Raw genomic sequence first — 21345 nt, 5'->3', positions numbered from 1 at the left:
ATGTTGCCCACCCCACAAGATGTTGAGAAAATTTTAATCTGCAAATTAGATGTGTTTTAGCTTATTTTCGGTGGACACCAGAAGAGGTTTTTGCTGGACACCCCAAGGGATTCCAAAATTCCTCGCATCACCTCTGTACAGTACATCCAGTGTCCCAAATCGTCATACATCCGATCGGGATTAAACTCGACATCGTAGTGCAGCAGGTTGGGAAGGTCTAAAAACTCATCATCGCTTTGGGGAGAAAGAAGCAAGAGATTAAATGGTTTCCCCTGGCATTGTTTTTGCAGCTTGTTGAGCAGATCAATGACACCATTGCGATCGCTAATTCCTGTACGGACGAAAAGCACTTGGTCACAGTGTCGCAGTGCGTACCAAAACCTTTGGGAGCGTGCTGTGTACCGAACGCGCATCCGTTCATAGACGGGAGACATCTCGCTCGTGGGGTCGTCTGTCTCTTCGACTTCATGGGCAAAAGATAAGCCTGACCACTTACTGTGGTAAATTCTACCTTCATCGGGACTGTAGTGTAGAAAGGCAGGGTTCCACATATCATCAAAACCGTGTTCGATGGCATCGGCAACATCTGCAATATTGGTGGTACGGGTTAGATCAAAGGGAAAGGCGGGTCCATCGTACTCCATTTTATATAGCATCATGCGGATGGCACAGCGATCGCCAAGGGGAAGAATGGCCACGCGGCTGATATCTGATAATTTGCATTTATACTGGAAAAACAGCGCAGATTTAGGTGGTGCTTTCACCCGACTTTCTAGCCCATTGTTACCAATCATCATGGTGTGAAAGGGGGCATTGGGATGAAGCGGATCTTCATAGACACCCGATGGCATAGCCTTAAGTGCGTTGCAAACCTCCGTCCACATTGGTTGGATGTTGTACTCGTTGTCTGATTCGTTGATCACCCAGAGTTGGCGTTCGCCCCCTTGCAAAATCCCCAGATCCCCGTCATAGAAAAAAACTTGTGAGTTTTTCGGCGAAAAGAGATTGAAGGCGGTGCTATATTCTAGGTCGGCACCAGGGGGGATTTTTACTGTCGTTGCGATCGCGCCATCCTCCTGCACGGCAAAAAAGGGGAGCGTTCCTGGCTGGGTATCCTTGGCAATATAGATACCCGGTATCAATCCAGCTTTACTTTGCAGTACAGTTTGTAGTTCCTGCCAATAGGGAGCGATGGTGTAGCTGTATTGTGATGGATTAATGATTCGTAAACGCTTCTCTTCCATACCGACAGAGATCCGAAAGCCGGCATTGTCAAAGTAGATGGGGAATTCACTTGGTTGTCGGAAGCGTTGTTTTTCTTTTGCTAATGCGCCTTTATTGATGTCGAAGAGATTGTGGTCAATCTGTTGATACATCAGGCTATGACCGAGGGTGTTTGGGTGAGCCGGATCGAAGGATATCCCCGCTTTCCATCGTCCTTGACCATCATCTACAGCTGCCAACCAATCTAATATAGTCACGCCCCAAGTTAGCATTCGGTTGTGTGTGTTTCGGATCAGCGAGTAATGTTCTTGGGAATAGTCGCCATTGGGATAGACTCCGCCCAAAATGGGAATTGCTCCCATGTCTCGTGTCATTTTCACAAGCTGCTGCAACCCACTTTCAAACCGTCGCTGTACTGCCCGCCGTTCGTGAGGGGGACAGTAGGCTAGCCCTTCGTTGCCCAGGGAGAGGGCAATGATTACAATATCTGGTTGTTCTGGAGTGACAACTGAGGGAAATCGGGCGATGGTTCTGGTGACATTCGCCCCCACTTCCGACACATTCACCAGTTTATGCCCATATTTTTGCTGCAAAGCTTGCCCCAACAGCCAGACCCAACCTTTCAAAAACCAGGCTTTATGACCTAATGCGACGGAACTACCAATGACCACAATTTTGAGCCTCTCCCTCCCTTCATCCAGGGGCATCTTGACAACAGGCTCCTCAATGTATCCAAAAGGGTAAGGTTGTAAATAACCGAATGCGCCATCATCCACAATAATCGTGCTGGAATGATTGTTAGCCTCAATGGGAATCCAGCGATTGGTATCTAGTAAGCTCTCCCATTGGGCGTTACCATTTGCATCAAGACGCAGGTATTTATATTCAACTTTTTGGCGATCGCCTGACTCTTGAATGTCTATATCTGTCCACCATAAGGGATAGCGATCGCCACTTGTACGCAGGTGGACACATTTGGTAATGTCCCACAATCCCAACTCTGGAGTCGAACCGACAAGACCGATAGATTCACCCGTTTGCGTGTATGCACTGATCTGGAATCGATACATAGAGTTTATCCTGATTTCGTGATGACGATACCAAACAGTCGGGCTGAATCCTTAAACCTACTTTGACGATATCACATAGAACTCTTAAGAATCCGGTATGAATCTTGTTAAGTATACTGAAGCTCTAATTTACATCACCCAAAGCTACCAGCACTCAGGCTTTTCCAAAAAAATCAGATTTTTATAGAAGATTTAATACTAATTTAATAGAATATATTTTATTAAAAGTCTTGGCACAACTAAGAACAAATCAAAAAAAGGATAAGATTAAGTTAAATTTTTCCTTCAATAGCACGGAATACTATTGAGGACATCGGTTAAGTTATTAAAAATAAATTGCGAGTAATAGACATCTCCACAAATTAAATATCCGTTACCCAGAACCCTTGTAGAGACGTAGCACTGCTACGTCAAAACAATTCTTTTTCACTCCTAGGGACTGACAAGAAATAAATTACCCAATCCTGTGGGGCGGGCGAGACGCCCACCCCACAATATAGCGGTTCTCGTTTACGTGAGGTACACCCGTAGGGGCACGGCAGTGCCGTGCCCTTACACCTTGCGATATAATCTTGTACCGCATCTGAATGGGAACCGCTATAAGTAGTTTAGTATTTTTTTATTTGTCAGTCCCCTATGTCTAATGTGCCTGAACATCAGCATCAGGAAAACATAAATAAATATTAATATCTTCATAGTTATATATAACTTAATAGTTAAATAATCTTAGGAGAATAAAAATAGCTGGGATTTGCATCGGCAGTGGTACTTGCTGGATAGAATGATGCAGATCCTCTCTAAACCTACAATAACAATTTTTTAGCTGGTCTTGGCAGGCATAGTGAGTCGGTGACTGCCCAGAAACCTTGCGCTTGAACATTAAGGAAGCAACAATGAGTAGCAATCTAGCCATCAAACTGCGCTCTGGAACTCAACAAGCCCACACATCGGCGGAAAATGTGGGATTTATGAAATGTTTTCTGCAAGGGGTTGTGGATAGAGACTGCTTTGCCAAGTTCTTAAGCAACTTGTATTACGTCTACAGCGAACTAGAAGCAACATTAGAGAGCCACAGAGATCATCCTGTGATTAGTGCAGTTTACTTTACCGAACTTAATCGCCAATCCTCACTCGAAAAAGACATGGTGTTCTATTATGGGGATAATTGGAGAGAGCAACTTACACCCTCACCTGCTGCCCAGAGCTACATTGACCGCATTCGGGAAATTTCTGCTACTGAACCAGCCTTATTGTTAGGTCATGCCTACACTCGCTACATGGGCGATCTCTCAGGGGGTCAAATGCTACAAAAAGTTGCTCAGTCAGCCTTGAAGCTTTCTGGCTATGAAGGCACATCCTTTTATAACTTTGAGCAAATTCCTGATAAAAAGGCATTTAAGGATAAGTATCGTCAGGCATTAAATGCCTTACCCGTTCATGATATAACAGCAGAACGGATTGTTGCAGAAGCTAATAATGCCTTTGGGTTCAATTTACAGATGGCTCAAGAGTTAGAGGGAAGTTTAATCAAAGCACTCGGTCAAGTTCTGTTTAATAGCCTCACTCGTTCTCAGAATTCAGGTAGCACTGAAATAGCTGCGGCTAATTAATTTTTATTGGGCATTGGGCATTGGGAATTGGGCATTAGAAAGAAACTTGTTCAATAATTCTCCCCTCTCTACCAGTCCCCAATCCCCAATACTTCGGCTTCTCTACGAGACGCTACGCGAACGCTCAGTACAAGTCCCCAGTCCCCCATACATTCATTGGAAAGCAACTCAATGGTTTTTCTATTACCTGGTGTCAAGTTTGATCTGGATTTGATTCAAAAGTACGACACTCGCGCACCCAGATATACCAGTTACCCCCCCGCTACAGAGTTAAGCGAAACATTCACCGAAACTGATTTTAAGGCCGCGATCGCAGCATCGAACCAACGCAAAACCCCTCTTTCTTTATATTTCCACATTCCTTTCTGCCAAAGTGCTTGCTACTTCTGTGGTTGTAACACGGTAATTTCCAACAACAAGAATATAGCTAAACCTTATGTGGAGTCTTTGGTTCAAGATATCAAAAACACCGCAGCCTTAATCGATCCAGACAGAAAAGTGCTGCAAATCCATTGGGGAGGCGGTACTCCTAATTACTTAGAGCCTCACCAAGTAGAATTTTTATGGAAAAACATTAATCGCTATTTCAACATCGATCCACAAGCAGAAATCTCAATTGAGATTAATCCCCGCTATATCGATAAAAACTATATTTTCTTTCTCAGACAGATTGGGTTTAACCGCATTAGTTTTGGCATTCAGGATTTTAATCGCCAAGTTCAAGTAGCTGTAAATCGTGTCCAGCCAGAAGAAATGCTCTTTGATGTCATGAGTTGGGTCAAGGAAGCTAAGTTTGAAAGTGTGAATGTAGACCTAATTTATGGTTTACCTTATCAAACCCGCGAGACATTTCAAGAGACGCTGAAAAAAACTATTGAGTTAGATCCCGATCGAATTGTAGTCTTTAACTTCGCCTATGTACCCTGGCTCAAACCTACACAAAAAAATATTCCTCAAGAGGCGCTACCCCCAGCCGAAGAAAAGTTAGAGATTCTGAAAATGACCATTGAAGAATTGACGAATAACCAATATCTATTTATTGGGATGGATCATTTTGCTAAAACTAATGACGAACTAGCGATCGCTCAACGCAATGGCACTCTAAAACGCAATTTCCAAGGCTACACTACCCACGCCGAGACAGAATTATTTGGCTTCGGTGCCACATCCATCAGTATGCTAGAAGATGCTTATGCCCAAAACCACAAAGAACTAAAGGATTATTATCAGACACTTGCATCGGGTGCTTTACCTGTTAGTAAAGGGATCAAGCTTACTCAGAATGACATCATCAGACGGGATGTGATTATGGGCATTATGTCTCACTTTCAGTTGCACAAACAAGACATTGAAAATAAATATCATATCAGTTTTGATGAATATTTCTCCGAGGAATTAGAGGCGTTAAAACCCCTAGAAGCCGATGGCCTAGTCAGTTTATCAAAAAATCAGATCCAGATTACAGACATCGGTAGATTACTAGTAAGAAATATTGCCGTTATATTTGATACTCATACAAGAACGCGAGACACAAAATTTTCCCGCGCTATTTGATTTCACTCCTGCAAATGTTGCTGCCCAGATCCCCGACTTCTTTAAGAAGTCGGGGATCTAAATTAATCTGATATTTTTATTAACCAATATTTTGACGCATCTCCAAAAAGTTAGATAATGTTTTCAATCTTCAGATGGATATAAAAAACTTATATACATAGATGTTCTATTACATCTAAAGTTCTCATAGTAGAAATATAAATTCTTATCCAATTTGTCTAACTTTTGGATTTAGCATTTATCCCATCTGGTAGAAAGAATTTTGAATCTGAGTTGATAACTTAGATACAAGTGAGATTGATGAGGCAGTTATGAGTATTATTGCTTGGGTAGTTTTAGGACTTTTGGCAGGTGCATTCGCTAAAGCTATTTATCCTGGTTATCAAGGCGGTGGAATTCTCTCCACAATGATTTTGGGTATCATTGGTGCTTTCGTCGGTGGAACTGTGTTTACCTTGCTACGAACAGGAACTCTGCAAATTACTGCGGCTGGCGCTGGTTTAACTATTCCTGGTATTTTAGTGGCTGTGCTTGGCGCAATTGTTGCTATTTATCTATGGGGATTAATCAGAAGAAGCAGCAATGCTTAATCGCAGATCAACAGTTATCAACTTACTGGATTTTATCAATCTTCTAGTTTACCAGTTTTAGAAGCTATCAAACATCAAATTAGCTCTATCTGGAAAAAATACTAGGAGACAACTCAATCCCTTTTCTAAGATCATAATTTTTGGAAGTGTAAATCTATGTTTTTCCACAAGAAAGAGCCTATTCATGCAGTTAACGTTAATGAAGCAAATCCTCGTTTTGCTCAGTTGCTTCTAGAGCAGTTTGGCGGAGCTACTGGTGAACTTAGTGCAGCTTTGCAATATTGGGTTCAATCATTCCATGTCGAAAATGCTGGAATTAAAGATATGCTCCAAGACATTGCAATCGAGGAATTCAGCCATTTAGAAATGGTTGGTAAGCTCATTGAAGCTCATACCAAAAATGTGGATCAAACAGAGGCTTATAAGAGTACCCTATTTGCAGTCCGAGGCATGGGGCCTCATTTTCTAGATAGTCAGGGTAGTGCTTGGACTGCAAATTACTTGAATGAGGGTGGAGATGTAGTGCGTGATTTAAGAGCTAACATTGCAGCTGAAGCTGGCGCCCGTCAGACTTACGAAGCATTGATTAAGTTGGCAACTGACAAAGGAACTCAAGAGACTTTAGTCCATCTGTTAACCCGAGAAATTTCTCATACCCAGATGTTTATGAAAGCTCTAGATTCGCTGGATAAGTTGACAGATCCATTCTTTGGTAATATTAAGCCAGATGAAACTGTTGCTCTCTACTACAACCTATCTACAAACGGTGATGGTAAAGATGAGCGTGGCCCTTGGAATTCTGAGCCAACATTCAAATATATTGCTAATCCCCTAGAAAGTCAGTCTTAATTGCATAAATTGCAGTTAGAGTATAGGTTGATTTGAAGCAAAGATATTTTTGGCAGATTCTGAAAAACTCCCAATTACCCGGTGAGTTAATAGCCTAAACAAAAATATTCCCGACTTTTCTAAGAAGTCGGGAATTTTGGCTAAGTATTTGATTACTACACTTAATTGACAGGGCTGGTGTAAAAACCTATTATTTTTAAATAATAGCTGAGTTACAACCGATTGCGCTCTAATGGAATACACGTAGAGAGGTAGCAGTGCTACGTCTCTATAAGGTTTTGGGTTTTATATATGTACTTCATTTACCTGAAATCTGCTGTAATTGGTTTTTATCGATAAAACTTCTGAGTTGACAATAATTAAGCTTAGATTATATATTAATTAACTCAAAATTATCGTACACTAAAGGGTTTAAGAACCTGCAATCTATATGTAGCAGCCATTTCAGTCCTTCTCTACGAGAGGCTGCGCCAACGGCTACGCTCAGGAAGCATCGGGGTTTAAATCCCCCGAAGTTGCCACAACGCTCTTAACTTATCGCTTGGCACTTCTCAACTCTTGGAGACGCATTCGCGTTCGTCTGAAATGTCTTTAATTTTGAATTTTGAATTTTGAATTTTGAATTGTTAATATCCCTTGCTATTTTCTCAACCAGAATCAGGTAAGGAACAGTGTCAGCGTCCCATCTGTCCTATTCTGGAGATGGGTAGTGTTGTGGGTGAGACTGTGTTTTTCAGCGTTGTGATACCGACTTATAATCGCCAGCCGATTTTAGAAAAGTGCCTCCGCGCTTTGGAGGTGCAGGAGTTAAGTCAGCCAACCTCGGTTACTGGTTACGATATTGTCTTGGTGGATGATGGTTCTACTGATGGCACATTGGAGTGGTTAGCAGTACACAAAGACGAGTTTCCCCATGTGCGATGGTTTCAGCAAGATCATGCAGGCCCTGCTGCGGCTCGGAATTTGGGAGTAAAACAGGCGCAGGGAGATACAATTATCTTTATCGATAGTGATTTAGTAGTGCTGGATAATTTCTTGCAAGCTCATGCTAATGCATTATTGCAGGGACAGGAGAAATTAAGGAGCGATCGCTTTTTCACTTACGGTGCAGTTATTAATACCTGTAATTTCGACAACCCAACGGCTGAACCCTACAAAGTCACAGATTTTTCAGCAGCTTTTTTTGCTACGGGAAATGTAGCAATCCCTAAACATTGGCTAGACAAAGCCGGACTTTTTGACACCAGTTTCCAACTATATGGCTGGGAAGATTTAGAACTAGGTGTGCGGCTGAAAAAACTAGGTTTGACACTAATTAAATGTCCCGAAGCCGTAGGATATCACTGGCATCCAGCATTTAACTTAGAGCAAATTCCCCGATTGATTGACCAAGAAATTCAACGCGGACGTATGGGAGTTTTGTTTTATCAAAAGCATCCTATATGGGAAGTGCGAATGATGATTCAAATGACTTGGTTGCATCGGTTACTTTGGGGAATTTTGTCACTCAATGGCGGACTTAATGAACGGACAATGGCTCCATTATTGCAATGGCTAATTAACTTAGGTAAACCGCAATTGGCTTTAGAAATTGCCAGAATTTTTCTTAACTGGTACAACGTGAAGGGTGTTTATCAAGCCTATGCTGAAATGCAGCAAGCATCGTGATTAAGATCCCCTTTTTTAACGGGAGCCACTGCGTTGGGTGGCTTTGCCGATTTGAAGTACGTGGCGTGAATTTAGGGGGACATAAAACGTTTTGCTACTGATAAAAGGACTCCAAGAAATAAATTATCCAATATTGTGGGGTGGGCGTCTCGCCCGCCATATAGACCAATACCGTTCAGTTAAGCCCGAAATCCTTGGTAGAGACGCGAAATTTCGCGTCTCTACAGGTCTAAAATCAATACCAAAAATCCTTAACTGAACCGTATTGCCATATAGACTGGGCGGGCGAGACGCCCACCCCACAGGAGTTAATTGGATATTTTTTATTTGGCAGTCCCTAAGAGGACTTTTCAAACATCCTCTAAAATACATTTAACGTCAGAAATCTGTCATTAACCTTGCCTTGCGGAGCAAGAATTGCAGTACAGTTTCTTCGCGGGTAATAATATCAACTCTGCCATCCATACCCAATTGAACTTGACATTTCTTTGTAGTACGACCTATAGCAAGTTTCTCTGGTTCAATTGTGACTTCGTAAAAAGCACCTACAGCAGTTGCTTTGGGGGTAGAGTTCGTATCAGTATTTGCATCGTTTTTTTGCAAACTAACAGCATCTGGTGACATCGCCTTGACAACGCCATTGAGAGTACCATAATCAGGATAAGCACAAGCACTAACTCGCATTTGCACCTTCTGACCGACTTTTACCTGACCTTTTTCCTGAGAACCGACGGCTGCTTTGATAACTAAAGGTGCGTGACTAGGAACAATTTGGGCAACTTCTTCCCCTGCATGCAGAGTTTGACCGGGGTTTCTCAAATTTAGCTTGGAAATAATCCCGTCTGCTGTAGCGGTAATAGTAGTTTGCTTCAGGTCGATTTCAACTTGCTTGAAGTCGTTCTCTTCGCGCTCTAATTGTTTTTCAGTTTCAATTTTCTGTTTGAGAAGTGTTTGAAGTTCTCTTTCTAAGGATGCTTTATTCACTTCCCCAGAGGCTTTTTCTTGAGCAATGCGTTCAATGGCCATTGCTATCTCTGCATTGCTTGGGTTAAGGGCTACTTGAGCGCGATCGCGTTTAGCAATCGCCCCGAAAACAGCTTGTTTTAGGCGTGCATTTGTTTTTTCTTGGGACTTATAAGTAGCTTTTTGCCCCTGTACAGCTTGTTCCTGCTGTTTCACAGCCAGTTGTACTTCTTCTACTTGATCGCGGGATAATGCCCCTTGTTTAGCGGCACTTTCATATCGGTTCTGCTTTGATGTCGCTGCTCCTAAAGCCGCCTCCGTAGCGCGGAGATTAGCTAGTGCTGATTGTAACTGTGCTTCTCCAGCATATAATTCTTCTTGGGCCATTTTGACGTTGGCTGATGCTTCTTGAAGTTCGCTGATAGTGGTAATCTTTTTGTCTTGATGATCGCGATCGCGTCCTTTCAATTCAGCTTGAGCAGAGGCGATACTACGATTACTGCGATCGCTTTCAGCTCGAATTTGACTATCGATTGCATTAATTTGCGGAACGGTTTGAATTAGTTGTAATCTAGCTTGTTGAATATTGGTTTGTAACTCGTTTTTTTTGGTTTGCAGTCGAGAGTCATCAATAGTGGCAATCCTATCTCCCTTTTGCAGCGTTTGATTTTCTTTGACGTAAATCTGCATTACCTGTCCTTCTGTCGCCGTCTGGACAATTGACAACTCACCCGCAGGACGGATAACAGCTTGCCCTTTCACCGTAACTTTATATTTAACAACCGCAGCCACAGGAATAGCTAAGGACAAGGCAAACACGATAAATAGTCCGCCGAATGTAGTCCAACGGCTAATTGGTGGAAGAAACTCGTTCTCTTGAACTAGGGGTAAAAAAGTTTTTTGAGAGTTACTAGTCATAACATCAATGCTGAGTATATCTAAAATGTCCAATAAATATTAACTAATTCCGAATAATCAAAGAAGATTTAAACCCATTATTGTAAGTATAGATATCATCAATAAAACTTAAATGCTCTCCCGGAATCTGACGTAATTCTTCTGGAGTCCCTTGAATTTTTAAGCGTCCATTTTCTAGCAACACAATCCAATCAGCCCGTTTGATAACTTGAGGACGGTGGCTAATCATAATTGTGGTTTTGCCTTGACGCTGTTCAAGTAACTTATCTAAAACTTGAGTTTCACTTATTGGGTCAAGAGCGCCTGTGGATTCATCTAAAATTAGTATAGGTGGGTCAGTCACAATTGCTCTAGCGATCGCTAATCTCTGTTTTTGTCCACCAGAAATATTTGCACCAAATTCGCCTAAAACAGTTTGATATTTATCCGGTAATTTACTAATAAATTCATCCGCACCAGCAATCTGGCAAGCTTTGACTATCTGCTCAAAACTAATATGGGGATAACTGAAGTGAAAATTTTCTACAATCGAACGACTCCAAAAATGAGGTTCTTGGGGAACTAATACTACTTGCTGCCGCAAACATTCTAAAGATAAATCTTGCTGGTTATATATGCCATAACGAATATTCCCAGATTGCACTTGATATAAACCAGTAATTAATTTGCCAAGGGAGCTTTTACCACAGCCAGATTGACCGATTAAGGCGATTACTTTTCCCCCAGGGATAGTTAAAGAAAAATTTTCTAACAAGTCAGTTCTACCAGCATGGTGAAAGTTCACTTGCGAACAAGTAATATCTGCGTTGCCATAAATTTCTGCCCAAGGTTTTTTCAAGTCATTTTCATCTTCTGGGGTAGCATCTATCACTTCTGTCAAGCGTTGGACGACAATTTGAGCAGTGATAAATTCATCAATTAGCCCGACTACTGACGATAAAAAGCCCAGAAAGCTTCCACTCATCCCACTGTACGCCAGCAGTTGACCAATGGATAATGTCTGATTAATCACCAAGCTAGAACCGAACCAGAGTATGCCAATACTCGTCAAGTTGGAAAGAATGCCAGTGATTGTGCTACTGTAAAGCCCCAACTTCATCGTAGTCCAGCCTAAGTTAGCAATCCGACCAAAATTTGTCTGATACTCTTGCCAAGCTTGAGGAGTCGCTTGGGTGGTTTTGAGGACTTGAACACCATGAAAGGTTTCGACTAAAAAGCCTTGATTTTCAGTACCTTTAACGATGAGGCTGCGGGTTTTTTGGCGCAAGGCGGGAAGAAAAAGCAGGTTGACTCCTGTGACGATGACAAAGGCAGTAACCGAAGCTAGAGTCAGTTGCCAACTATAGAAGAGCATGAAACCCAAGGAAACCAGGGCGACAAAAAATTTACTGGGTAAACCCAGGACAATTTGGGAAACTAGATTATTGATCGTATGAACATCTGCAATCCGGCTAACAACTTCCCCACTGCGACGCGCTTCAAAATATGAGAGGGGTAAGCGCAACAGTTTTCGCCCGTATTCGAGAATTAGTCCGTATTGCAGCCGTTGACCAAAATGACCAATCAAGTGAGATTGTACCAAACCAATGGCACTTTGAATTAGGTTCATGGCAATGACACCAATTGCTACTGTTGTTAGCAGTTGGGTATCTCCCCGCACTAGTACGTCATCGGTGAGGAGTTGCATCATTAAAGGGGAGGCGAGGGACAATAGCCCGATCGCAAAGTTGATAGCGATCGCCTGAATCAAAAGGTAACGATAGGGGAATATCCGGGCAATGAACCGCCCAAAACCCCCAATTTTATCTTCTGATTGCTCATAGAAGCGGCTGTCGTCTGGCATCAGCAGCAGCATCACACCATCACTCCAACCCGCCATTAACTCTTTTAAGGTGAGATAACGGATACCAACTGCGGGGTCAGAGATAATACATTTTTTCCCTTTTAGCCCGTAAAATACTACCCAGTGGTAGCCTTTCCAGTGAATGATGGCAGGTAAGGGAACTTCATTTAATTTCTCTACTAGTTCTGGAGTCGCTTGGACTTGACGGGCGTGGAATCCCAGGGTTTCTGCTCCCCGTCTCAAACCTAGTAGTGTAGTTCCCCGCGAACCTGTGCCCACTGCTTCTCGCACGCGGTTAAGAGCAAAGGTGCGTCCGTAGTGTTTGGAAACAGTGGCAAGGCTTGCAGCACCACAGTCTTCTTCACTGTGTTGCAAGATGCTGTGGTATTTCATTGTTCAATTATTAAAGTAAGTAAACAGTTAATAGTTATCAATCAAAAGTGAACAACTACTAACTGAGTTATTGATATTCTTAAAGTAACTGATAGCTAAAAATTGTTAATACTATCTGAGAAATGTATACTCGAAGGTAGCTTTACCATTGCGGAAAATTCCTCTATCTATCGTGTAGGATAGTTAAATCTATCCTACACGATAAAGGGAACTCATACTGTCGTTTGGAATACTCTCTGGGAGACTTAGAGTATAGTTAAATCTATCCTACACGATAGAGGGAACTTATACTGTCGTTTGGAATACCGGAATTAGGAACAAAAGAGTATAGTCCTGGTCCGAGAGTGGTCTGATAAACCCCAAATCCAGAGTCTCGATAGAAGTTCCATGTACCCCGAATAATGGCAATAGATGAGGTTAGATCGTTGAAATTATTACCAACGTAGGCAACACCATCATTTACTGATGCATTAACCGCCAGAGGATTACCGCCGCCGAAGTTTATATCTCTATACAAAATTACATCTGGGTCGTTGCTGCCAGTATAGGCTACACCACCACTACAGGTAGCAGCAACATCATCGTTAAGTTCGATGACGGTAGAAATTGCTTCAAAGCAGTTCTTTTTCATTTTTTTCTCCTAGTTAAGTGTGAATACTTATTTTTTGGCGTTGTCAGCTAATCGGCATTTAAGTAAGTCTGCACGGTAAAACCAAGGTATGTTGAGTTTTGTAAAAAGCCTGGAACGATTCATTTATAAGCTCTTTCCTGACTTTATACTTCGTTACATAGGTTGATTTTTTAACCCCGACTTACTTAAGTTACATAAAATTAGGGCTGAAGCCCTGACTACGCTACAAATGCACAAAAGCTGATTTTGTAATATCCTACCACTTTCATCTGTAACATTCTACCACTTTAGATAGATATTTGATTGATCACTAAACCAAAAATTTTTTAAGACAAGAGGGATCGAGCGATCGCTTTGATCTCGAATTTGACTCGTAAAATACCACATAGTGGTAGCCTTTCGAGTAGGGCATCTCTCTTCTAAGTGAGAGAGGGGATGAGGGAAGTTTTAACAGAGGACTGAGATCGTAAAATTCCTCAGAAATCGATGAATACTCTGAGGCATTTTACTACCTAAGCAAAGTTCTTAGAACCTATGCAGAGATGTAAAATCTATGAGATGCGTCTGAGAGAACTAATTGAATCGTTTGGAATACCGTAATTAGGAACAAACGAGTATCGTCCTGGTCCGAGAATTACAGATGGTCCTTTATAGTTTATGTCTCTATAAAACTTCCATCTTTCATTCCCTGTAATAATGATAGATGAGGTTGTATCGTTGAAATTGTTATTAACGAGGTTGGAATCACCGTTAAAAAACTTTATACCGCCCCCCTTAAAGTTAATATCCCGGTATATACTTGCACTACCTCCACCACAAGTAGCAGCAACCTCATCGCTAACTTCCTTCACTGCGCTTAAGTTCAATTCTGCGAAAGTTTTATTGTTCATATCTACTCCGTAGTTGTTGATGTTAGACATTGTTTTCTCTTGAGTTTTAGATTAGGCTTTTAACTGAACATAATCGCACATTTTAAGCTGTTCATCATGTAGTTTTACACGCCAATCACAGCAAATGAGTCCATGCGCTAAATTATCAAATTTATATTTGCATCAGCTTATTAACCCTTTCCTTACTGATTTTTAATTGTTTCTTTTTTTGCCGCATCTGCCAATAGTATTAGATTTGCTGAAGGATTTGGATTTAGTGCAAATTTACACCAGAGTAATTTTTTAGCCAAAACCTACTGATATTCAACTGCCTCAGAGATATATACTCTGAGGCAGCTTTGCCCTCTAGACAAAAATCACTAAAAAGGTTGCTCTTAAGTCAAATCTATACTACACGGAAGGCGGAAGTGATTGCGTCGTTATTAGCCCCAAGATTATAGTTTCCTGGTCCCAGAATGCCAGTAGACTGTCCTTGAAAATTTGAGTCGGTAAAGAAATTCCAGCTACCCCGTATAATCTGAATCGATGAGGCTTGATCGTTGAAACCGTTTACACCACCGTTCTCTATCCCAATGTTGGGATCGCCATCACCTGTCGATGCATTAAGCCCTAGTCGATCCCCTCCAAAATTTATATCTCTAAAGAAAATTACATCTGGGTCAGAGCTATTTTTGTAAAAAACACCACCACTACAGGTAGCAGCAACCTCATCATTAAGTTCCTTAACTGCGCTCAAGTTCAATTGGGCTAATGTGTTGTTGTTCATATCTACTCCGTGGTTATTGATATTAGACATTGTTTTTCTCCTGAGTTCTAGATTGGGGTTTGAACTGAAGGTAATTGCTTGTTTGATCTGTTCGTCATGTAGTTTTACACGCCAATCACAGCAAACGAGTTCAGGCGCTAAATTATCAGATTTATATCCGCGTAAAGTCAGCTTATTAACCCTTTCACTCCTGATTGTGAATTGTTTCTTTTTTTGCTGCATCTCTCAATAGTATGAGCATGAGATTTGCTGAGGGATTTGAATTTAGTGCAAAAAATTCTCCATCTAAGTCTAAGAGGGTGTTTGAGAAATCATGGGGGGATTCAATAATCTAGATAAACTGCTAGAACGGGGCTGCAACTGACTAAAGGATTATCTTTAGGACTTACGCCAACAATAGCCGAAACCGTTATTTGACAGTAGGGGCAATTCATGAATTGCCCCTACCGCGTGTAGTTTTGCGTAAGTCCTAATTTTGACTGACTTTTCACGGGATCTGGAAAACCTCGCTTTTATTTCTCTCTCCTACAAGGAGAGAGACTTTGAATCTTCCCCCTTCCCTACAAGGGAAGGGGGTTAGGGGGTTAGGTTTTTCGTTGGCTTTTCCACATGACGTGAAAAGTCAGCTAATTTTGAAACTCATCCCGAAGAACGCCAAAATTTGAAGGTATGCAAAAATAGGCAATTGCATAAGTTGATGTTTTATAAAAAATTCATTTTGGTCTTAATTACGAATTACGAATTTAGTAGTATTCGGATTTTTGCAATAATTATTATGTCAAAATCGCCCCGCCCATCAACCGCTCATACCGATATTTCAACTCTTCTTTCATCAAATACCAGCGCTCTAAAGTAACATCCATCTCTATAATTTTCTCTGCTGCTTGCCGCGCTAAAAGTAAAACTTCTTCATCTTCAACCAAACTTGCCAATGTAAAATCTGGCACTCCAGATTGACGAGTTCCCAGTACTTGCCCTGGTCCACGAAAACGCATATCCATCTCAGAGATGAAAAAACCATCTTGCGACTGTTCCAACACTTTCAGCCGTTGTTGAGCATCAGGACTTTTGGAACTGCTCATCAACAAACAGTAGGACTGAGCTGCACCACGACCGACACGCCCCCGCAGTTGGTGCAGTTGCGATAAGCCAAATCGCTCCGCGTTTTCGATGAGCATGACTGTAGTATTAGGTACGTCTACGCCTACCTCAATAACAGTAGTAGAAACCAAAATTTGCGTTTGGTTATCACGAAATTTGCTAATCGCTTCATCCTTCTCGGCTGAACTCATGCGACCGTGCAGTAGCCCCACTTGAAAGTCGGGGAAAACGCTTTCTTGTAACTTTTGATGCTCCTCCACAGCCGATCGCAGATCCAGTTTTTCTGATTCTTCCACTAAGGGTAAAACCACATAAACTTGTCTACCTTGGGCAATTTCTCGGCGCATCAGGTCGTAAGCATGGTTGCGTTGCTGACCTGACAATGCTGTTGTCTGAATCTTTTGCCGCCCTGGTGGTAACTCATCAATTTGGCTGACATCCAAATCCCCATGTATCGTCAGTGCTAAGGTTCGGGGAATCGGGGTAGCTGTCATAGTTAAGACGTGGGGTTGCTCACCTTTTTGCTGCAAACGCGCCCGTTGTTCTACCCCAAAGCGATGTTGCTCATCAATCACCACTAACCCTAATTGCTGGAAGTTTACAGGGTCTTGAATCAAGGCATGGGTTCCCACTAACAGAGGTAATTCACCAGTTGCTAACTGAGAATGTATTTGTCTTCGTTTAGCAGCTTTGGTGGAACCTGTCAGTAATTCCACTGGCAAATGTAAGAGGTTAAACCAACTAACCAACTTGCGATAATGTTGTTCTGCTAAAACTTCTGTGGGAGCCATTAGCGCCGCTTGATAGCCAGATTGAATCGCTGCGAGGATAGCTAGCACAGCGACAACCGTTTTACCAGAACCAACATCACCTTGCACTAAACGATTCATCGGTGCAGGTTTTTGTAAGTCGTTGAGGATGTCGTTGAGGACTCGTTGTTGTGCGCCAGTGAGTTGAAAAGGTAGTATTTCGTAGAATTTCTCTACAAGTTGACCTCGTGGGACGAGGATGGCGCTGGTTTGAATCGCTCTTGCTTGCTGTTGACGTTGCAGTAACCCAAGTTGGAGGTAGAAAAACTCATCAAACACTAGGCGACGACGGGCAACTTTCAAAGCGTCACTATCACTGGGAAAATGGATATTAGCGATCGCATCTTTCAATTCCATCAAAGCATACTTCTTCCGCAAACCACTTGGTAGAGGGTCTTTCAAGTTAGCCGCAGCAGGTAAAGCCGCAATTACCGCCTGTCGCACTGTATTCGCCACCACGCCCTCAGTCAGTCCATAAATTGGCACCACTCGCCCAATATTCAGCGACTCAATGGAATCTCCTGGATTTGCCAAAACCTCTAGTTCTGGATTATCTAGTGTCAAGCCGTATTTACTTTCTTTTACCAACCCACACGCTGCCAGAATACTACCCACTGGATAACGGCGTTTTAAACTTTCTTGCCAAGCGCGACTGCTAAAACGTGTACCTGCGTAAAAACGACCAATTTTGATTTGACCACTGTTATCTTTTACTACTAGTTCTAAAATTGATAATTTCTGATTTTTGGGACTACTAAAGCAGTTGCAACGCTTCACTGTAGCAATTATTGTCACCGTATCACCCGCCTGTAACTCGCGGATATTCACCTGACGTGCATAATCAATATGGTCACGAGGATAGTAAAAAAGTAAGTCGCGGACGGTGTGTAAACCAAGCCTGGCCAAATTATCAGCTTTTTTAAAACCTATTTCTGGCAAATCACTGAGTTTTTGCTCAATATTTGGTGCAAGCCTCCGACTCACCTCAGCAACAATTGGAGATTTGGGATTTGGGATTCTGAAGTGATTAATTTTCCCCTGCTCCTCTGCTCCTCTGCTCCCCTGCTCCTCTTGCTGTAATTGTGAGAGATACCTCCGAGTCTCTGCTACTAAATGTTGTCTTTCTTCCAGTGCTAGATGTGGATAACTAGCAAATTGCACCGCTAGTCCTTGCCAACGGCGGCGTTCAGTTTGGGGTAAGCCTGTTGGGAATTTGCCCAAAGTTAGGCTTAGAAATTCACTGAAGCGGTATTGTTTACCCACCAAGTCTGTAAAGCCACGTTCGGCTTCTATGGCCAAGGCTTTTTGCAATCGTATCCAATCTGGTTTTTCATTAGTCATTGGTCAGCAGAGTAAGGAGTGAGGAGTTAGCAGTTAAGAATAAATAACTCATAACTCATAATTCATAACTCATAACTTCATTCAAACCAACTAGCACGCCATGCAGCTTCTGCTTCTGCGATCGCTCTTTCCCGATGTTTTTTTTGATACTCTCGTCCTAGCTTGTTTAGCTGAACTAAGATATTGCGGATTTGCCTGCGCTCAGAGGAGAGTTTTACATCAGCAAATTCAATTTCCCCTAGCCGCAGGTTAATAGCCATAATTTGTGTCAGTCCAGAATCTTCTGACTGCTGCTCATTTTCAATTTCAATTACTAAGTTTAATAAATTGGGTGGCCCTGGCATTACCTCGGCAGATGCTTCTGATGCCGCAGCCGCCGCAGCTGCTAAAATCGGTTCTGGTAATTTTTTGGGTAATACCCCAGCTTTTTGTAACAAAAGATTAGCGTCATGGGAAAGTTTTTTCAGTATCTCTTGCGTCACCTCTTCTAAGTTCTGTTGCCATTTTGCCAGTTCTATAGGATTAGAGGTGTCGGCGCTGAGAGTTTGAGAATTAGGGGTGTTCAGAAGTCCAGAAGATGAAGAGGATGTTTCTACCTCATCTCCCTCATCTCCCTCATCTCCCTCATCTCCCTCATCTCCCTCATCTCCCTCATCTCCCTCATTTTTAATACAAACGAGCAATTGCTCCGCTCCCACTTGACCTAACTTGCGGATGGCTTGTTGCAATTGCTGGCGCTGATTCAATGACAGATACAGAAACTTTTCGGGATACCCATGTGTACAGAGGTGGTAACTCGCCAAAATCAACTGTTTTCGTACAGCTATACCCAAAGTGTCTAGATAACTAGCATAAGCGCTTTGTAGTTCTACTGCGATCGCGCGGATCGCTTCTTTCAGTGCTGCAATATCCTGCTCAATTCGCTCAATTGCTCTTACCATATCTTCTCGTTATTGCCCATGTGAACTATTACATAGTACAAATGTACGAATTTATTTGAGGAGAACTTTCCAAAGAATTTTATATTTTAAATTAAATACGATGTTTCGCGTCTGTACTAAATAAAATACAGGTCAGGCTATTTGCTTGACCTGTTTTGTAAAGAGTCATTAGTCATTTGTCGTTGGTAAAGACTAATGACCAATGACCAATGACTAATATTACTTACCGCCCATTTGTGCAGCGACTTCATCAGCAAAGCTAATTTCTTGCTTGTCAATGCCTTCGCCCAGTATGTAACGGACAAAGCGAGTCACTTGGATATCTCCGCCTAATTGAGCCTTTGCTTGCTTCAAGAGGTCTTCCACAGAAATACTCTGATCTCGAATGTAAGGCTGATCGAGCAAAGCCAATTCTTTCAGGCGTTTTTCAATCCGTCCTTGAACAATCTTTTCTTTGATGTTATCTGGCTTGTTCGCCAAATCATCCTTACCCATTTCGATGTTTTTTTCTTTTTGGGCAATTTCGGCAGGAATTTGGTCTACGCTCACATACTCGACATTTGGGCAAGCCGCAACTTGCATTGCAGCATTCCGTGCCAAGATTTGGAACTCTGAATTAGCAGCCACTGACTCAGTTTGAGTACCCAGTTCTACCAATACACCAACTCGACCGCCAGTGTGAATGTAGCTGTCTACTACACCTTGTGTGCCCTCTGCTATTGCAAAATTAACAAAGCGACGCACTTGGATATTTTCACCAAGGGTGGCAATAGTTTGCTTGATGAATTCTTCTACAGTCCCAGTTTCATTCTCAATATAGGGTTTAGCTAGCAAAGACTCAACACTATCAGCTGTCGCTGCTTGCTTTGCTAAGTTCTTAACTAAAGCTTTAAAAGCCTCGTTACGAGCAACAAAGTCGGTTTGGCAGTTGACTTCTATGAGTACTCCCACTCGACCACTAGGTTGAATGTAAGTTTCTACTAGACCTTCTGCCGCAATGCGATCGCTTTTTTTACCAGCTGAAACTAAGTTCTTTTTTCTTAGCCAGTCGATGGCTTCATCTATGTTGCCATCATTTTCTATCAGCGCCTTTTTGCAGTCCATCATGCCGGCACCAGTTTTTTGGCGTAGCTCTTGGACGAGTTTTGCAGATATTTCCGCCATGTTGCCTCAATTCCTAACTTGACCTCGAGTTGTAATCGCTCACGGGTGTTGAGTATTTCTATCTTACTCAGGGGTGGGGAAGAAAAAATAATGAAATTATCAGGTATGAGTTTTTTCGCTTCTACCTTCGCCTCCCATTTGCCGCAGACTAGGGCAATTGCTGCAATTCTGCTAGCAACTGCCCTCCCTCGGACATTTCCTTCACCCCGGCTTTACCTATGCCTCTGTTTCTTCGTCGGGAATTACGGCGTCAGTATATTCGCTTTCTTCGTAGTCTTCGTCATACTCACCACCGTCGTAATCTTCGTCATACTCTTCAGCATCCAGCTGACCGTGACGACCTTCATAAATCGCATCCGCTAATTTTCCGACTATCAGCTTAATTGACCTGATCGCATCGTCGTTTGCGGGGATGGGGATGTCTACTACATCTGGGTCACAGTTTGTATCCAACATGGACACAATGGGAATATTCAGCTTTTGGCATTCTTGAACTGCATTATATTCCCGTCGTTGGTCTACAATTACCACGATATCGGGAACTTTCCGCATTGTTTTAATACCGCCCAAGTATTTCTGAAGCTTCGTCATTTCCCGACGCAGCATTGATGCTTCTTTTTTCGGTAATAAATCTAGTGCGCCATTTTCCTCACGACGTTCTAAATCTTTTAGGCGGTCTACTCGTGTTTTGATGGTTGCCCAGTTGGTCAACATTCCGCCCAACCAGCGTTGGTTAATGTAGTGGGAACCACAACGGGTAGCTTCTTGGGCGATAATTCCAGCTGCTTGCCGCTTGGTGCCAACAAAAAGGAATTTCTTCCCTTGTTCTGCGTGCGATCGCATATAGTTGTAGGCACTATCCATCAACTGGGCGGTTTGCACCAAGTCGATAATATGTACACCATTGCGGGAAGTGTAAATGTAAGGAGACATTTTTGGGTTCCAACGTCGGGTCTGATGCCCAAAGTGAACCCCTGACTCCATCATTTGAGCCAATGAAACGACTGGCATATATTTTCT

General features: G+C 42.3%; 15 protein-coding genes. 5 read left to right on the top strand and 10 right to left on the bottom strand.

What is annotated here, in order from left to right; translation table 11 throughout:
* Nucleotides 1–56: 56 nt before the first annotated feature.
* Nucleotides 57–2294 (bottom strand): DUF1796 family putative cysteine peptidase, encoded by a 2238-nt coding sequence (locus V7K50_RS00190; protein ID WP_334956118.1) that lies wholly within the window; start codon nucleotides 2292–2294, stop codon nucleotides 57–59.
* Nucleotides 2295–3187: 893 nt separating this feature from the next.
* Between V7K50_RS00190 and V7K50_RS00185 the strand changes: the two genes are divergently transcribed.
* From V7K50_RS00185 to V7K50_RS00165, 5 genes are all read left to right on the top strand, one after another.
* Nucleotides 3188–3904 carry a biliverdin-producing heme oxygenase gene (locus V7K50_RS00185; RefSeq protein WP_334956116.1) on the top strand — a complete coding sequence of 239 codons (717 nt, stop codon included), beginning with the start codon at nucleotides 3188–3190 and terminating at the stop codon, nucleotides 3902–3904.
* Nucleotides 3905–4075: 171 nt separating this feature from the next.
* On the top strand, nucleotides 4076–5458 hold the full coding sequence (gene hemN, locus V7K50_RS00180; RefSeq protein ID WP_334956114.1) for an oxygen-independent coproporphyrinogen III oxidase: 1383 nt from the start codon (nucleotides 4076–4078) through the stop codon (nucleotides 5456–5458).
* Nucleotides 5459–5769: 311 nt separating this feature from the next.
* Nucleotides 5770–6048, top strand: a complete 279-nt coding sequence (locus V7K50_RS00175; protein ID WP_334956112.1) for a GlsB/YeaQ/YmgE family stress response membrane protein — start codon at nucleotides 5770–5772, stop codon at nucleotides 6046–6048.
* 156 nt (nucleotides 6049–6204) lie between these two features.
* A complete protein-coding gene (locus tag V7K50_RS00170; RefSeq protein WP_334956110.1) occupies nucleotides 6205–6897 on the top strand; it encodes a manganese catalase family protein in 693 nt (230 codons plus the stop codon).
* Between the two features lie 702 nt (nucleotides 6898–7599).
* Nucleotides 7600–8565, top strand: coding sequence for a glycosyltransferase family 2 protein (locus V7K50_RS00165; protein WP_334956265.1), 966 nt, complete (start codon nucleotides 7600–7602; stop codon nucleotides 8563–8565).
* A 378-nt stretch (nucleotides 8566–8943) separates the two neighbouring features.
* Here V7K50_RS00165 and V7K50_RS00160 read toward each other — a convergent pair whose 3' ends face one another.
* The 9 genes from V7K50_RS00160 to rpsB all read right to left on the bottom strand — a co-directional run bounded on the left by V7K50_RS00160 (nucleotide 8944) and on the right by rpsB (nucleotide 21336).
* On the bottom strand, nucleotides 8944–10446 hold the full coding sequence (locus V7K50_RS00160) for an HlyD family efflux transporter periplasmic adaptor subunit (RefSeq protein ID WP_334956108.1): 1503 nt from the start codon (nucleotides 10444–10446) through the stop codon (nucleotides 8944–8946).
* 43 nt (nucleotides 10447–10489) lie between these two features.
* Complete coding sequence (locus V7K50_RS00155; RefSeq protein WP_334956106.1) at nucleotides 10490–12682, bottom strand: peptidase domain-containing ABC transporter; 2193 nt, start codon at nucleotides 12680–12682, stop codon at nucleotides 10490–10492.
* A gap of 262 nt (nucleotides 12683–12944) precedes the next feature.
* Entirely contained in the window at nucleotides 12945–13313 is a 369-nt protein-coding gene (locus V7K50_RS00150) for a beta/gamma crystallin-related protein (protein ID WP_334956104.1), read from the bottom strand.
* A gap of 551 nt (nucleotides 13314–13864) precedes the next feature.
* Nucleotides 13865–14233 (bottom strand): beta/gamma crystallin-related protein, encoded by a 369-nt coding sequence (locus V7K50_RS00145; protein ID WP_334956102.1) that lies wholly within the window; start codon nucleotides 14231–14233, stop codon nucleotides 13865–13867.
* Nucleotides 14234–14588: 355 nt separating this feature from the next.
* Nucleotides 14589–14999 (bottom strand): beta/gamma crystallin-related protein, encoded by a 411-nt coding sequence (locus tag V7K50_RS00140; RefSeq protein ID WP_334956100.1) that lies wholly within the window; start codon nucleotides 14997–14999, stop codon nucleotides 14589–14591.
* Nucleotides 15000–15742: 743 nt separating this feature from the next.
* Entirely contained in the window at nucleotides 15743–18220 is a 2478-nt protein-coding gene (gene recG, locus V7K50_RS00135; RefSeq protein ID WP_334956098.1) for an ATP-dependent DNA helicase RecG, read from the bottom strand.
* A 77-nt stretch (nucleotides 18221–18297) separates the two neighbouring features.
* A complete protein-coding gene (locus V7K50_RS00130; protein WP_334956096.1) occupies nucleotides 18298–19161 on the bottom strand; it encodes a hypothetical protein in 864 nt (287 codons plus the stop codon).
* 219 nt (nucleotides 19162–19380) lie between these two features.
* Nucleotides 19381–20325, bottom strand: a complete 945-nt coding sequence (gene tsf, locus V7K50_RS00125; RefSeq protein WP_334956094.1) for a translation elongation factor Ts — start codon at nucleotides 20323–20325, stop codon at nucleotides 19381–19383.
* A 216-nt stretch (nucleotides 20326–20541) separates the two neighbouring features.
* Entirely contained in the window at nucleotides 20542–21336 is a 795-nt protein-coding gene (gene rpsB, locus V7K50_RS00120; RefSeq protein ID WP_334800409.1) for a 30S ribosomal protein S2, read from the bottom strand.
* Nucleotides 21337–21345: the final 9 nt, after the last annotated feature.

The organism is Nostoc sp., assembly GCF_036917135.1.
Classification (GTDB): Bacteria; Cyanobacteriota; Cyanobacteriia; order Cyanobacteriales; family Nostocaceae; genus Nostoc.
This window is presented reverse-complemented; position numbering and strand designations above follow the sequence as displayed.

Bases quoted from the DNA above. Each gene is read 5' to 3' on its own strand.
- V7K50_RS00190 (WP_334956118.1), bottom strand. From the start codon at position 2,294: ATGTATCGATTCCAGATCAGTGCATACACGCAAACGGGTGAATCTATC.
- V7K50_RS00185 (WP_334956116.1), top strand. From the start codon at position 3,188: ATGAGTAGCAATCTAGCCATCAAACTGCGCTCTGGAACTCAACAAGCC.
- hemN (WP_334956114.1), top strand. From the start codon at position 4,076: ATGGTTTTTCTATTACCTGGTGTCAAGTTTGATCTGGATTTGATTCAA.
- V7K50_RS00175 (WP_334956112.1), top strand. From the start codon at position 5,770: ATGAGTATTATTGCTTGGGTAGTTTTAGGACTTTTGGCAGGTGCATTC.
- V7K50_RS00170 (WP_334956110.1), top strand. From the start codon at position 6,205: ATGTTTTTCCACAAGAAAGAGCCTATTCATGCAGTTAACGTTAATGAA.
- V7K50_RS00165 (WP_334956265.1), top strand. From the start codon at position 7,600: ATGGGTAGTGTTGTGGGTGAGACTGTGTTTTTCAGCGTTGTGATACCG.
- V7K50_RS00160 (WP_334956108.1), bottom strand. From the start codon at position 10,446: ATGACTAGTAACTCTCAAAAAACTTTTTTACCCCTAGTTCAAGAGAAC.
- V7K50_RS00155 (WP_334956106.1), bottom strand. From the start codon at position 12,682: ATGAAATACCACAGCATCTTGCAACACAGTGAAGAAGACTGTGGTGCT.
- V7K50_RS00150 (WP_334956104.1), bottom strand. From the start codon at position 13,313: ATGAAAAAGAACTGCTTTGAAGCAATTTCTACCGTCATCGAACTTAAC.
- V7K50_RS00145 (WP_334956102.1), bottom strand. From the start codon at position 14,233: ATGTCTAACATCAACAACTACGGAGTAGATATGAACAATAAAACTTTC.
- V7K50_RS00140 (WP_334956100.1), bottom strand. From the start codon at position 14,999: ATGTCTAATATCAATAACCACGGAGTAGATATGAACAACAACACATTA.
- recG (WP_334956098.1), bottom strand. From the start codon at position 18,220: ATGACTAATGAAAAACCAGATTGGATACGATTGCAAAAAGCCTTGGCC.
- V7K50_RS00130 (WP_334956096.1), bottom strand. From the start codon at position 19,161: ATGGTAAGAGCAATTGAGCGAATTGAGCAGGATATTGCAGCACTGAAA.
- tsf (WP_334956094.1), bottom strand. From the start codon at position 20,325: ATGGCGGAAATATCTGCAAAACTCGTCCAAGAGCTACGCCAAAAAACT.
- rpsB (WP_334800409.1), bottom strand. From the start codon at position 21,336: ATGCCAGTCGTTTCATTGGCTCAAATGATGGAGTCAGGGGTTCACTTT.